Consider the following 14,787-nt stretch of genomic DNA (forward strand, 5'->3'; position numbering starts at 1 on the left):
CTAACTATTTTGTATTCAAACCAGTGTCAGCAAGTGCTTGCGCACCGCTGAGATGCACCGCAGTACTGTTTTCCGAGCCACCGTGCTCTGCAAGCCAACGACGTGCAGCATCGTGATCATGTGTGCACGGGAGAATCTGCGAATTCAGCTGTTCCGGCTCAACACGTACCTCAGTGATTAGCGGATGACGGTCACCAATCTTGGGAATCTCACGGTCATCGACCAAGTCCTCAGAAATCTTTTCACCGTCACGAAGACCCGTATAGACGATCTCTACGTCTGCGTCATGGAGCTTGATGAGGTTCTCCGCCAGCTCAGCAATCCTGACCGGCTTGCCCATCTCCAGCACCAGTGTTTCACCGGACTCTGCAATAACGGTAGCCTGCAGCACCAGCTGCGATGCCTCCGGAATGGTCATGAAGTAGCGCTGAACATCAGGATGCGTCACCGTAACCGGCCCGCCCTCTTCAATCTGACGCTGGAAAGTCGTGATGACCGAACCTCGCGAGCCAAACACGTTACCGAAGCGGACGGATGCCCAGACACCTTCATGGGTACGCCCCATTTGCGCAGTCAGGCGCTCCGCAGCACGCTTGGACTCCCCCAGAATCGAGGCCGGGTTCGCAGCCTTGTCCGTGGAAATATTAATAACGGTCGACACATTGGCCGCAGCCGCTGCATCCAGCACATTCTGAGTACCGATGACATTGGTCTGTACTGCTTCTGCAGGGTAGCTCTCCAGCAGTGGCAAATGCTTCAGAGCCGCAGCATGGTAGACAACATCGGGCTTGCGCTCGGTGAAGATCTGCGTCAGCATTTCCGCGTCACGGATATCAGCCAGGACGGTATCGGAGCCGTCGAGAAGCGCCGAACCCGTCAGCGACAGCTGCGTGGAATGCAAACCGCCCTCATCGCGATCCAGCATGATCAGTTCTGCCGGCTCAAAGCGGTGAACCTGTCGGCAGATTTCAGAGCCGATAGAGCCACCAGCACCCGTGACCAGTACCTTCTTACCGCGAATAATGGAAGCGACCCTGGATTCATCCAGGTGCAGCGGCTGACGGCCGATGAGGTCGGCGATGTTAATTTCGCGCACCTGCGAGGTAGCGACAGCACCACGGTGGCGCGAGTACTCCTCCACCGGCGGCAGAATGAGCAGACGCAGCGACGATTCCTCACAGATATGGTTGAGGACGTTGATGCACTCCGTGGACAGTGGTTCATCAGTAGCGATGATGACTGACTCCGCCGAAGTCCGCGATGCGACTTCGCTCAGCTGATCAATGCCACGAATCACGCGGAGACCATGGATGCGAGAAATATGGTTCTCGCCGTTGTCTTCGGGATCGACGATTCCGACCAAGTGGAAACGGTTCTCACGGGAGATACCGGAATCCGTAAGGCTGTTGATAAAGAACTTGGCTCGCCGGCCTGCACCGAGAACAATCAAGCGGTCATCCGTCTGGCGGGAGCCAAAGTTGTCGGTAATCCAGCGAGCGAGAGTACGGGTATAGATACTTGCCAAAGTTGCGACACAGCCACCGGCAAACGGAACGTACCACGCAATTTCCGGGAAGGTCTTCAGGATTTGTGCCAAACCAGTGGCTGCGGTAGCGCCGCCCATGCTGATGCTCAGCAGAACAATATCTTCAGTTCGACTGCCGGGCCATACGCGCTGCGGGTTGGTGTACTCCCCGAGCAGCAGGCCAAGCAGGACAATGACTACCACGGCGACAGCGACAACCAAAAAATTAGTGCCTGATATCTCGGAGAAAGATACCAATTCACCGCGGACGATTCCGTTAGCGGCGGACAGCGCAACCAGCCAGGCGAGTACATCAAATACACACCAGGCGAGCTGCTTCCAGTCTCGGATAAACATATTTAGGCCTTTTACTACTGGTTAAAATCTAAACGCACGACGCGTACCTCAGACTTGGCATAATATGCGATATGAACTACGTTTACAGCCCCCAATAGATATACCCACCCCTTCAATCGGGTAGCCAAAAAGCCACCCTTTTCACCCATCATTCTCCCTGGTAAAACAACGTTTCATCAACTATTTACCGAAGCTTCAATCTGTTTACATTCATATAACTAGCTGTACAAACTAACTTCTAACGTAACCACTTCCCGACGATTGCAATTAATGCAAAATCATCTCTTTATTGAGATACTTATTCAAGGAAGTATTTGCGTAAATACTCAAACAATCGTTTTTGACAAAAGGGTTACACTTTCCCCGTGAGTACCTCATCCATGCGTCGGACACGCTCCTTCATCATCCGGAAGCCTTGCCTAGCTGCACTGATTACTGCCGTTTCAGTTCTAACGGTGATGGCGCTGTTGCTTGCTACCCTGATGCTGGTTCAAAACCGGATGAGTCAGACACAGCAGGCCACACAGTTCTGGCAGGCCTATAAAAACGGCGTAGACCTGCCCAAATAAAAGCACTCTTACATGCGCCCCTATTAAATGCGCAACCAGTATGCGTATTATTGATATATGTCGTCGCCCGCCACACCAGAACCCCAATCCCCCACAACCAAACCGCCTTCTAAAGCTGGCAAGAGTCACCGCATGTCCTGGCATCGCAAGGCCGGTATGCCGGTACGCTGGTGGTTCGCTGCCATCATTGTGGCCGCATTATTCCACCCATTTGTCACCGATGGGCGCTGGCTGTTGGTGCACCTCTTTACCCTCGGCGCCGTCACCAACTCCATCCTTATCTGGAGCCGCCACTTCACCGAGAAGCTACTGAAAATCGACGTGCCCGATGGCAATCGACATATTCAGTTAGCAAGGATTTACCTGCTCAACGCGGGTATTGTCGCAACGGTCGTCGGCAAGCTGGGCGATTGGTGGCAAGTGACCACCGCCGGCGCGGCGGTCGTCGGCGTCGCCGTCGCATGGCATGCGATTTCCCTCGGACGCGACCTGATGGCGAAGCGCGATCGACCATTTGCCATTTCCGTCGCGCACTACGTCGCGTCCGCATGCCTACTCCCCATCGGCGCTGCGCTCGGCGCTATCCTCGCCTCCCCAAAGGGGGACACGCTTCACGACGACCTCCTGCTCGCCCACGAAGCCATCAACCTCATTGGCTTCCTCGGGCTCGCGGCCTGCGGCACGCTCATCACCATGTTTCCAGCGCTGTGGCGAACCCAGATGTCACCGCATTCCCGCCCGAAGCTGGCACTAGCAGTACAGCTCATAGGTATCGCGACTACCACAATCGGTGCACTGACCAGCATCAACTGGCTCGCTTCGGTTGGCATTGGCATCATCACTATCGGCTGGATCATCGCCGCTATCCCGTGGGCGCACAACGTCATGGCTGTCGCTAAAGACCCCCGCGACCGCCTCAGCTACCCGGCGCTGTCTGTTGCGGCTGCGGTCGTCTGGCTGATTGGCACACTCACAGTCGCCACAGTCAAGGCGCTTGACGACAGCTTCGTAATCTCATCCCTTACGCTGCCGCTGATAATCGGTTTCGGCGCACAATTGCTTATCGGCATGATGAGCCAACTCTTGCCCGCCACCATCGGCGGAGGTGCTGGCCCAGTCTCTGCCGGTATGAAGGAACTTGACCGCGCAGGTGCGTTCCGATGGGCGACTATTAATATCGGCCTGGCTCTGTGGCTGTTGCCACTGCCATCGTGGATCAAGGTGGCGGTGTCCGCGCTGGTCTCTCTTGCGCTGGTGTCGTACTTGCCACTTGTTGGCCGCGCGGCAAAGGCGCAGATTGGTGCATTGAAGGCGCGTCGACAGGCAATGGCGAACAAGGAGCCGTCGCCGAAGCCGGTCGAACTGCAGGCAACCGCGCGTCGCCTCGGAGCTCAAACCACCGCTGCCCTGGCAGTATTGGGGCTGGTGGTGACCGTCGGCGTCGCCTTGAGCGGTGGCGTCGGTAGCAGTGCAAGTAGCACTGAAGCTGCCAGCGATGTCACACCCACCGGGGAGACAGTCGAGGTCACCGTCACCGCCCGCGATATGACCTATAGCCCGAACGTCATCGAGGCCAATCCCGGTGACCGCCTGGTCATCACCCTGGTCAACGCCGACTCCCAGGTCCATGATCTGCGCCTGGCCACCGGCGAGGACACCGGACGTGTCGCCCCTGGCAACTCCGCCACCATTGAAGTGCCGGTTGTTCCCGGTGACATTGACGGTTGGTGCACCATTGCCGGGCACCGTCAGATGGGCATGACCCTCACAGTCAATACAGGTAGCACTGACCATTCAAACCACAATGGACATGGCAACCACACCGGACATGCCACTCCCGGCGCACTCGGCACAGTAGGCGAGCAACCCGGCCCGGATTCCCCCACCATCAACCCGCTATTAGAGCCCGCCGAGGACACCACAGTTCACCACGTCACGCTGCGGGCCAGCGAATTCACCGGTTATGCCGCCCCGGGTGTCGAGCAGCAGCACTGGGTCTACAACGGCAAACCGTTGGGTCCGACTCTGCGCGGCAAGGTGGGCGACGAGTTCGTCGTCACGCTCATTAATGACGGCACGATGAGCCATTCCATCGACTTCCACGCGGGCATTGTCTCGCCGGATGAGCCGATGCGAGACATTGCCCCTGGCGAGAAGCTTGAGTACCGCTTCCGTGCCGACCGCGCGGGCATCTGGATGTACCACTGCGCGACCATGCCCATGTCGATGCATATCGCCGCCGGCATGCACGGTGCGGTCATCATTGACCCGCCGAACCTCGCAGAAGTCGACCACGAGGTCCTGCTGGTGCAGTCCGAAAGCTACTGGGGCGAAGCCGGTCCCGATGCCGACAAGACCATGGTCGAGGACCCCGATATCTACAAGTTCAACGGCTACCCCGACCAGTATCTCACCCACCCAATTCGTATTCGCGCAGGTGAAACCGTGCGTTTCTGGGTACTTGCCGCAGGCCCCAACAAGGGCACGAGCTTCCACATCGTCGGCACGCAGTTCCACCGCGTGTACAAAGAGGGAACGCTTTTGCTTGACGACGGCGTGGGCGGCGCCCAAGCCCTTGACCTCGGTGCCGCGCAGGGTGGTTATGTTGAGGCCGAATTCCCGGAGCCGGGCACGTACCGCTTCGTTGACCACCAAATGGTGCATGCCGAAATGGGGGCGCGCGGCGACATAGTGGTGAACTAGTTCAAGGTGCTTCCAATAACTACAGGTGTGCCAGCTCACACCTGCAGAGACACCGGAGTTTACAGCTTGATTGGAGCATCCTCCGGCTCCACCGCGCGAGGCAGGTTGGACTCGCCCATCAGGTACTGGTCCACAGCCTCGGCGCAGGCGCGGCCTTCGGCGATAGCCCACACGATTAAGCTGGCACCACGGCCATTGTCACCGGCCACGAACACCGGACCGTCGAAGTTCTGCTCGATGTCGCTGCGCACGGCGAGGTAGTCGTCGTCACGCATCATCACACCGCGATCGGTGAACTGAATACCCAGCTCATGAGGCAGGCCCCCGCGCTCTGGGCCGGAGAAGCCCAGAGCGATGAGAACCAGGTCGGCGTCGAGCTCGAAATCCGTATCTTCCATGGGCACACGCTTTCCGTCAATGACCTCAACCTCGTTAGCAGACAGGCCGGTTACGTGGCCGTCCTCGCCGTGGAAGGAGACGGTGTTGACATTGAAGACGCGCTTGCCGAGAGTCTCACCGGTGACGCGGGCGTTGAGTCCGAGCGCCTCGGTAACCTCTGGTGGCTCGGAACCAGTGATGGTGTACTCGCCCTCTTCGTGAGCGGTGGCCACACGCCAGACCAGCGGATACATCGGCCATGGTGTCGACGCTGCACGGGACTTCGGGGCACGCGGGCGGATGTCGAACTGTGTGACGGACGCAGCGCCCTGACGCAGCGCGGTACCGAAGCAGTCGATGCCGGTGTCACCACCACCGATGACGACGACCTTCTTGCCCTTGGCATCAATTGGCGGGGTGTCTAGCTCGCCTGCGGCAACGCGGTTGGCGCCCGGCAGGTACTCCATAGCCTGATAGATACCCTCGAGGCCACGGCCATCGACGGGCAGATCACGGGGCAGAGTTGCGCCGGTAGCCAGAACAACTGCGTCGAATTCTGCCAGGTCAGCGGCTGTCGGTGAGACGTTGGTGCGGAACTCGGTGCCCTCGATCTCCATCTGCTCAAGGCGCCGGTCGAGGAAGCGCTGCTCCATCTTGTAGTCCGGCACGCCGTAGCGCATCAGACCACCAATCTTGTCGTCACGCTCGAAGACCGTGACATCGTGCCCGGCGCGAGTGAGCTGCTGTGCAGCCGCAAGACCCGCCGGGCCGGAGCCGATGACAGCAATGTGCTGGCCAGTGTCGAAAGTCGGCACAACCGGCTGCACCCAGCCCTCATCGAAACCTCGCTCGACGATAGCCAACTCGATGTTCTTGATGGTCACGGCATCGTCGTTAATGCCGAGCACACAACCACCCTCGCACGGAGCCGGGCATAGGCGTCCGGTCCACTCTGGGAAGTTGTTGGTGGCGTGCAAGCGCTCGAAAGCCTCGTGCCAGCGGTTCTGACGAACCAGGTCATTCCACTCCGGAATGATGTTGCCCAGCGGGCAGGCCGCGTGACAAAACGGCACGCCACAGTCCATGCAGCGGGTGGCCTGCTGTTGCACCTGCCCTTTGCGCTGTTCCTCGTAGACCTCTTTCCAGTCCATAAGGCGCAGCGGAACCGGGCGATGAGCAGGCTCTTCGCGCTGGAATTTCATGAAACCCTTCGGATCAGCCATTGCTTACTGCCTCCATGATTGCCTCGTTGATATCGGCGTCGTTGCCCTTTGCCTTCGCGACTACGTCGAGAATTCGGGCGTAATCACGCGGCATGATTTTGATGAACTGTGCGGATGGGAACCGAGTCTTGGAACCCGTGAGCTTGCGGTGCTTCGCCAGCGTGACCTCCAGCCAGCTGATGTCCTCATCACCCAGCGGCACGATATCGACCAACTCGGTGTTGATGTTCGCCCGCGTTGCCTCGTTATCCAGCAGGTAGGCGATACCGCCACTCATGCCGGCACCGAAGTTATGCCCCACTGGTCCTGCCACTACGACGCGGCCACCGGTCATGTACTCACATCCGTGGTTACCGATACCCTCGACCACGGCCGTCGCACCGGAGTTACGTACGCAGAAGCGCTCGCCGACGGTGCCGCGAACGAAGATCTCACCACTGGTAGCACCGAAACCAATGACGTTACCGGCAATGGTGTCGGTAGCCAGATCCGCGGTCGGCGGAGCCGAACGTGAAGGCCGGACCACAATCTTGCCGCCACACAGCCCCTTGCCCACAAAGTCGTTGGCATCGCCCTCCAGCTTGATGGTCACACCGGCCGGCAGGAACGCACCCAGCGAGTTACCGGCGGAACCGAGCAGGTTGACGACGATGGAGTCGTCGGCAAGCCCCTGCTTACCTGCGACCTTGGTGACTTCGTACCCGAGCCGCGTGCCCACGGAACGGTTCACATTGCTGATGGCGTGGTGCAATGCCACTGGCGTCGGCGCCAACCCATTCGCGCGCGCCGTGCGCAGTGCGGGCTGCGCTTCGTCGATGAGGCGCTCGTCCAACGCGCCCTCGAGGCCGTGGTCCTGCGCCTTCGTGCAGTAGGAATCCTGGTCCGCAAAGAAGGGGCTCTCCGCAACGTGCAGGATTCGCTCCAGGTCTAGCTTTGCGACGCGCGGAAGGTTGTCGAGATCCTTGCGCGGACGCAGGCACTCGGCATGTCCGACCGCTTCGTCGATGGTGCGAAAGCCTAGCTCAGCGAGGTATTCACGGACCTGCTGGGCGATGAAGGTGAAGAAGTTGACCACGTGCTCGGCACGTCCGGTGAACTTGCTCCGCAAGTTCGGATTCTGGGTGGCAATACCGACTGGGCAGGTGTCCAGGTGGCAGACGCGCATCATGACGCAGCCCTCAACCACCAGCGGAGCGGTGGCAAAGCCGAACTCCTCAGCACCCAGCAGCATCGCGACCACAACATCGCGGCCGGTCTTGAGCTGACCGTCGCACTGCACGCGGATGCGGTCACGCAGCCCGTTGAGCATCAGGGTCTGCTGAGTTTCAGCGAGCCCCAGCTCCCACGGACCACCGGCGTGCTTGAGGCTGGTCAGCGGCGAGGCACCGGTTCCGCCATCATGGCCGGAAATCAGCACGACGTCGGCATGCGCCTTCGACACACCAGCCGCGACGGTACCCACGCCCTGCTCAGAGACGAGCTTGACGTGAATGCGAGCCCGCGGATTGGCGTTCTTGAGGTCGTAAATGAGCTGCGCCAAATCCTCAATCGAGTAGATGTCGTGGTGCGGCGGCGGCGAGATTAGGCCCACGCCCGGGGTGGTGATGCGGACTTCCGCAATCCACGGGTAGACCTTGTTCGGTGGCAGCTGACCACCTTCGCCGGGCTTTGCACCTTGGGCCATCTTAATCTGGATGTCGGTGCAGTTGGACAGGTAATGGCTGGTCACACCAAATCGACCCGATGCGACCTGCTTGATGGCAGAGCGCTTCCAGTCACCGTTGGCCTCCATCTCGAAACGGTCCGGGTCCTCGCCGCCCTCACCGGAGTTGGACATGCCACCCAGGCGGTTCATGGCGATAGCCAGCGTCTCGTGCGCCTCCGCGGAGATGGAACCGTAGCTCATCGCACCAGTGGAAAAACGCTTGACGATGCTGGAAATCGGCTCGACCTCATCGATATCGATTGGCTCGCGGTCCGAGGCAAACTCGAGCATGCCACGCAGCGTAGCCAGCTGCTTCGTCTGCTCATCGACCTTGTTGGTGTAGTCGCGGAAGACCGCGTACTGACCAGTGCGGGTGGCATGCTGCAGCGTGTAGATGGTCTCCGGGTTGAACAGGTGGTACTCGCCTTCGCGACGCCACTTGTACTCGCCGCCGAGATCCAGCTCGCGGTGTGCTTGCTCTTCCGGACGCGGCAGGAATGCGCTGCGGTGGCGAGCGGCAACATCTTCTGCGACCTCGTCGAGGCCAATGCCCTCCAGCGGAGAAACAGCGCCGGTGAAGTACTCGTCCAAGAACTCCTGCGACAGACCGACGGTGTCAGCCAACTGAGCACCACGGTAGGACTGCAGCGAGGCGATACCCATCTTGGACATGACCTTCAGCACTCCCTTGGAGGCTGCCTTGCAGTAATTTGAGCAGGCCTGATCCAGCGTCAAATCACCGAGCTGATCCTTCATGCGCAGCTCATCGATGGTTTCGAAGGCCATGTACGGATTGATGGCATCGGCACCGAAGCCCAACAGCATGGCCATGTGGTGCACCTCGCGGGCGTCGCCAGCCTCAATGATGAGGCTGGCGCGCGTGCGAGTGCGTTCCTCCACCAGGTGGTGATGTACCGCAGAGGTCAGCAGCAGTGATGGGATGGGCGCAAAGCGCTCGTTGGACTCACGGTCAGACAGCACAATCAGTCGCGCACCACGGTCAATGGCCTCGGAGACCTCACGGCGAACGCGGCGGATAGCGTTGCGCAAGCCACGGCCACCGCGGGCGACCGGGTACAGGCCGGAGATGACCTCGGCGCGGAACTCGGAGTACTCCTCGTTCTTGCCCGCCTGGCACAGGGTGACAAAGTCGTGGTTGTCCAGGATTGGATGTTCGAGCCGGATGCGACGGGCGGCATCGGCAGTGGGCTCCAGGATGTTGGTCTCTGCACCCAGCAACGTATTCATGCTGGTGATGGACTTTTCGCGCAGCGAGTCCAGCGGCGGATTGGTCACCTGTGCAAACCGCTGCGAGAAGAAGTCGAACAACATGCGAGGACGGTTGGACAGCGCCGCAATCGGCGTATCCGAGCCCATCGAGCCTAGGCCCTCCGCACCGGTGAGGGCCATCGGGCGGATGATTAGGTCCACGTCTTCCTCGGTGATGCCGAAGACGCGCTGGCGCAACACCGCGCGAGCATGCGGCATGTACTGGTAGCGCTCTCGTGGCAGATCAGTGATGTCGACCAGCCCCTCTTTGACCCATTCCTCGTACGGACCAGTGGCGGCCAGTGTGGACTTAATCTCCTTGTCCTCAATGATTCGACCGGCCTTCATATCGACCAAGAACATCCGGCCTGGCTGCACGCGAGTTCGCTGCACAATCTGCTCCGGTGGGATGTCCAGGACACCGGCCTCGGAAGCCATGACCACCAGGCCCTCGTCGGTAACCCAGATGCGCCCCGGGCGCAGACCATTGCGGTCCAGGGTGGCACCGACGACCTGGCCGTCGGTAAAGCAGATGGCGGCAGGGCCATCCCACGGCTCCATCAGGCAAGCGTGGTACTCGTAGAAGGCGCGGACCTGCGGGCTGAGGTTATCGTCGTGCTCCCAGGCCTGCGGAACCATCATCATGACCGCATGCGGGAGACTGCGACCCCCGAGATGTAGGAGCTCCAGAGCCTCGTCGAAACGCGCGGTGTCAGAACCGTTGGGGTCGCACACCGGCAGTGCGCGATCGATGTTGCCCAGCTTGCCGGAACGAATCAGCGCCTCGCGGGCACGCATCCAGTTCTCATTACCGCGCACGGTGTTGATCTCACCGTTGTGAGCGACGTAGCGGTACGGGTGCGCCAGCGGCCAGGACGGGAAAGTGTTGGTAGAAAAGCGCGAGTGCACGATGGCGAGCGCAGAGGTGACTTCCTTCTGCTGCAGGTCAAGGTAGAAATCCTTTAACTGCGGTGTAGTCAGCATGCCCTTGTAGACAATCGTGCGGCTGGACAGCGACGGAAAGTACACGGTGTCGCCACCGGAGCCCTCACCAGCGCCCTGTTCACCCAGCTCGCGCTCGCAGCGCTTACGCAGGAAGAACATCTTGCGGTCGAGGTCAATATCGCTGAGCTGGCGGCCCTCGTGGTTCTTCGCGGTGACGAAGAGCTGACGCAGCACTGGCATAGCCTGGCGAGCCATTTGGCCAAGCCCCTCAGCGTTAATCGGCACATCGCGCCATGCCAGGATCTCAATGCCCTCTTCGGCGCAGATGTCCTCAATAGCGCGGATGGCGTCGAGAGTAGCCATGCGCAACTGCGGCAGAAATGCGATACCGGTGGCGTAGGTGCCAGCCGGTGGCAAAATGACGCCTTCTTTACTCAGCTCAGCGCGGTAATAGGCATCCGGAACCTGAATGAGAATGCCGGCACCGTCGCCAGTGGTCTTCTCGGCACCAGCAGCACCGCGGTGGTCGAGGTTGACCAGTGCCTGAATGCCCTTTTCCACAATGTCGTGGGTCTGGCGGCCGTAAATGTCGGCGACAAAGGCCACGCCACACGCATCGTGCTCGTTCGACGGATGGTAGAGGCCTTCCCTCTGGTGACCACGAGGCAATGTGGTCGTTGTTTCATTCAGAGTCATGGCTGTCATGGCTGTCATAGTTGTTTTCCCCTTATAGGTGCAATGTGCCAATTGGGGGACACGGGTTATCTATATTTCCAACTGCTTTAACAATGCACTTTCATCTAGGCGTATCGCAATACGTAATAAGGTAATTAAGGAAATTTATCCACCCCCGAAGGAGCTAGGCCGGCTTGCTATTTCGAATAAAACCGGGCTTTTACTACCCGTTTTAATCTCATAACCCCCTAATTGAGCCATCACCCCCGCAAACTGCGCACAGTTGTTCGATTCCTTGCCGAATCCCGCACATACCTAATCCGCTCTCACCGCTATGGTTAATCCATGCTCGCCAACCGTCGTCTCCGCTCACCACTGCAGGGCATCGCCCTCCTCGTCGGCGCAGTGGCAATCCTCAGCGGCTGCGCAGCTCCCACAGCCCCGACCCCAGAGAGCCAGTCGCACAGCCCCGCACCGGCACCCGCATTTACGCCCGAGCCAGCGGAACCCGCACCTGAGGCATCCCTCGCCCCTGAGGCTCCCGAGGCCCCCGACGCCCCCGACATCCCTGCGCCCGCCGCATCGCCTACCGACGGCATCCGTAGCGCCCTCAATCAACTGGAGATAAAAGGACGTGCGCCGAAAACCGGCTACACACGCGACCAATTTGGGCAGCGTTGGAGTGATGATGTCTCTGCAGAGTTTGGACACAATGGATGCGACACCCGGAACGACATTTTGAATCGTGACCTTATTAATAAGGAGTACAAACCAAATACTCGCGATTGCGTCGTCCTTTCAGGGCAATTACTCGACCCCTACACCGGCACGGTGATCGAGTTCCAACGTGGCCGCGACACTTCTTCCGCCGTCCAAATTGACCACGTCGTGGCTTTGAGCGACGCCTGGCAAAAGGGCGCACAGCAACTCTCACCCGAAGTCCGGCAGGACTTTGCCAATGATCCTATCAACCTCTTGGCTGTCGACGGTTCAGCTAATCAGCAAAAGCGGGATAGCGATGCCGCATCCTGGGTACCCGCCAACAAGCCATTTCGCTGCCAGTATGCCGCTCGCCAGGTGGCGGTAAAGCACAAATACAACCTGTGGGTCACCGAGTCGGAGCACGAAGCCATGAACCGCTGGCTCTCCACCTGCACACCAGCGGACGAGCCAGCATTGGCTGCCCTAACCCCGAATTAGGGCAACCCCTCCCAGCGCTCGCCAGTGCCACACCTCTAGGCTCGAGCGAACGAACATGTCGCCTATTTAGCTACGTGCTCGTAACCCACCCCTCGCAGTCGCGAACAATCCTCTGTTTCTAGAGGATTCTTAGCCCCCTAATTTCTGGGGGCGACCGCTATTCACTCACTGCCCGCCCCTCAAACAAGCCAGTTGAGATTCCCTGGGCCATACAGTGCCAAAGACGTCAATACCGAAATTGATTTTGTTACTGCAGTGTTATCATTTCGTTATAATCGTCCCTTTTGAGGGGTTCGTAACTGTTTGATAACGCTGTATCCTCGAATTCACACGCAAGAAGGTGTCCGCCGTAAAGCGCTGCGCACACCAACTGCATATTTCTACTTTTCTTCGCCGAAACTACTTTTTGTCGCGGCACGGGTTTGTTAAAGTCTGGTTGTTACAAAATCACACTATCGTGACTGGTGGTGTCAATGTGACTGAAGAGTCGCTTGGCGCTATTAATCGCTTGTCCATCATCTTGGAGGATTCTCACTCATGGCAGCTGAAATGAAGGCTCCGCAAGTACCACTTGGGCTCCAAATCAAGGCTCTTGCCCAGTCGGTTGCGCCACTCCTGCGTACCGGCGCCCTGCATATGACCCCGAAGACGGCACCGAAGATGCTCGACTACCTGCGTCGCTTGAAGTTTTCCGCCGCCAGCCTGATTTCCATGGGGGCGCTGCGCTACCCAGACCGCATTGCCCTTGTCGATGATGACGGCGAGCTGACCTACTCCCAGCTGCTGGACAACTCCCACGCACTGGCTCGCGCCTTGATGGACCGTGGCATGACCCAGAAGTCCAGCTTCGGCGTTATCGCACGTAACGGCCGCGGCATTATTCTGCCAATGGCTATCAAGGGATTCATCGGCTCCGAAATTATGCTGATGAACATCGGCTCCGGCCCGACTCAGATTCGCGGTGTCATTGACCAGAACAAGGCCAAGTTCCTCTTCGTCGATGACGAGTTCCTGGGCAACCTTCCGGAAGACCTGGACGATGTCACCGTCGTTATCACTTCCGTCACCAAGCCGGAGACCCGCAAGATCGCGCGCAAGAACTTCGTGTTCATGGAAGACCTCATCGAAGAAGGTCGTACGTCGAACACCAAGTTCGATCCGAAGCCAGAGCAGGGACGCATCATCATTATGTCCTCCGGTACCACCGGTATCCCGAAGGGTGTCCTGCGCAATGAGCCAAAGACGCCAGCAACTGTGGGCGCAATTGCCGAGCGCATCCCGTGGCGCCGCAACATGGTCATTCACCAATCTGCATCCATGTTCCACGCCTGGGGCTGGGCAAATGTGCTGATTGGTCTGGCTACTGGCTCGACCATTGTCACCATGCGCGTCTTCGACCCGAAGAAGGCTGTCGACCAGTGTGAACAGTACGGCTGTAACGGCATGATTTCCGCAGCCTTCTTCCTGCGCCAGATCAAGGACGTTCTGGATGAGGAGCCGAACCGCAAGATTGGCCCGTTCAGCTTCATCGTTTCCTCTGGTAACGCCATCCCAGGTTGGCTCGTATCCGCGCTGACTCACCGCTTCGGTCCGGTTATCTGTAACTTCTACGGCTCCACCGAGGCCGGTCTGTGCTCCATCGCATCTGGTGCTGACCTCGCAGCCCGCCCGGATTCCGCAGGTCGACCGGCAATTGGCGCCAAGGTTCGCATCCTGGATGACGACGGCAAGGATGTCGAGCCGGGTGAGGTCGGCATGATCCACACCGCTCAGGAGCTCTCCTTCATCGGTTACCTGAACAAGAAGGACAAGTTCACCACCGTCGATGGTCTGTTCCAGATTGGTGACCTCGGTCGTATCGACCAGGACGGTTACCTGTACATCTGCGGCCGCTCCGACGACATGGTGATTAAGGGTGGCGAGAACATCTTCCCGCGCGAGGTCGAAGAAATCCTCGGCCCAGTGCCGGGCATTGCCGACGTCTACTGCCACGGCTCCAACGAGAACGACGAGATTTTCGCTGACCTGTTCCTCTACGTTGTCCGCGAGGAAACTGAGGCAGGTAGGAATCTCAGCGAGGAGATGCTGCGCGAGTACGTCCGCGAAACTCTGGCAGAGCACTCCACTCCGGATCGTGTCTTCTTCGTCGACTCCCTGCCGCGCAACGCTATCGGCAAGGTTGTCCCGCGCGAGGTCAAGGCCATGCACGAGCGCCTGAACCTGGACGCTCAGTAAGAA

7 protein-coding genes are annotated in these 14,787 nt (G+C 59.2%); 4 read left to right on the plus strand and 3 right to left on the minus strand.

The features are described 5' to 3' along the window. Positions 1-4: 4 nt before the first annotated feature. On the minus strand, positions 5-1,882 hold the full coding sequence (locus ADA16_RS10055; protein ID WP_048761638.1) for a polysaccharide biosynthesis protein: 1,878 nt from the start codon (positions 1,880-1,882) through the stop codon (positions 5-7). 365 nt (positions 1,883-2,247) lie between these two features. On the opposite strand from ADA16_RS10055, the gene ADA16_RS10060 reads away from it, so the two are divergent. Both ADA16_RS10060 and ADA16_RS10065 read left to right on the plus strand, forming a co-directional pair. Next, positions 2,248-2,451: a hypothetical protein gene (locus ADA16_RS10060; RefSeq protein ID WP_152680758.1), complete on the plus strand. Its 204-nt coding sequence runs from the start codon at positions 2,248-2,250 to the stop codon at positions 2,449-2,451. 132 nt (positions 2,452-2,583) lie between these two features. Beyond that, entirely contained in the window at positions 2,584-5,154 is a 2,571-nt protein-coding gene (locus tag ADA16_RS10065) for a multicopper oxidase domain-containing protein (protein WP_065421355.1), read from the plus strand. A 59-nt stretch (positions 5,155-5,213) separates the two neighbouring features. Here ADA16_RS10065 and ADA16_RS10070 read toward each other — a convergent pair whose 3' ends face one another. Beyond that, complete coding sequence (locus ADA16_RS10070) at positions 5,214-6,755, minus strand: glutamate synthase subunit beta (RefSeq protein ID WP_048761646.1); 1,542 nt, start codon at positions 6,753-6,755, stop codon at positions 5,214-5,216. Further along, on the minus strand, positions 6,748-11,379 hold the full coding sequence (gltB, locus tag ADA16_RS10075) for a glutamate synthase large subunit (RefSeq protein WP_239659444.1): 4,632 nt from the start codon (positions 11,377-11,379) through the stop codon (positions 6,748-6,750). The genes ADA16_RS10070 and gltB overlap by 8 nt, the downstream gene beginning before the upstream one ends. Before the next feature lie 315 nt (positions 11,380-11,694). Between gltB and ADA16_RS10080 the strand changes: the two genes are divergently transcribed. Beyond that, positions 11,695-12,549 carry an HNH endonuclease family protein gene (locus ADA16_RS10080; protein ID WP_048761649.1) on the plus strand — a complete coding sequence of 285 codons (855 nt, stop codon included), beginning with the start codon at positions 11,695-11,697 and terminating at the stop codon, positions 12,547-12,549. Positions 12,550-13,086: 537 nt separating this feature from the next. Further along, the gene (locus ADA16_RS10085; protein WP_048761652.1) at positions 13,087-14,784 is read left to right on the plus strand and encodes an AMP-binding protein; all 1,698 of its coding nucleotides are present in this window, start codon (positions 13,087-13,089) and stop codon (positions 14,782-14,784) included. Positions 14,785-14,787: the final 3 nt, after the last annotated feature.

Source organism: Corynebacterium vitaeruminis (genome assembly GCF_001054325.1).
Classification (GTDB): Bacteria; Actinomycetota; Actinomycetes; order Mycobacteriales; family Mycobacteriaceae; genus Corynebacterium; species Corynebacterium vitaeruminis_A.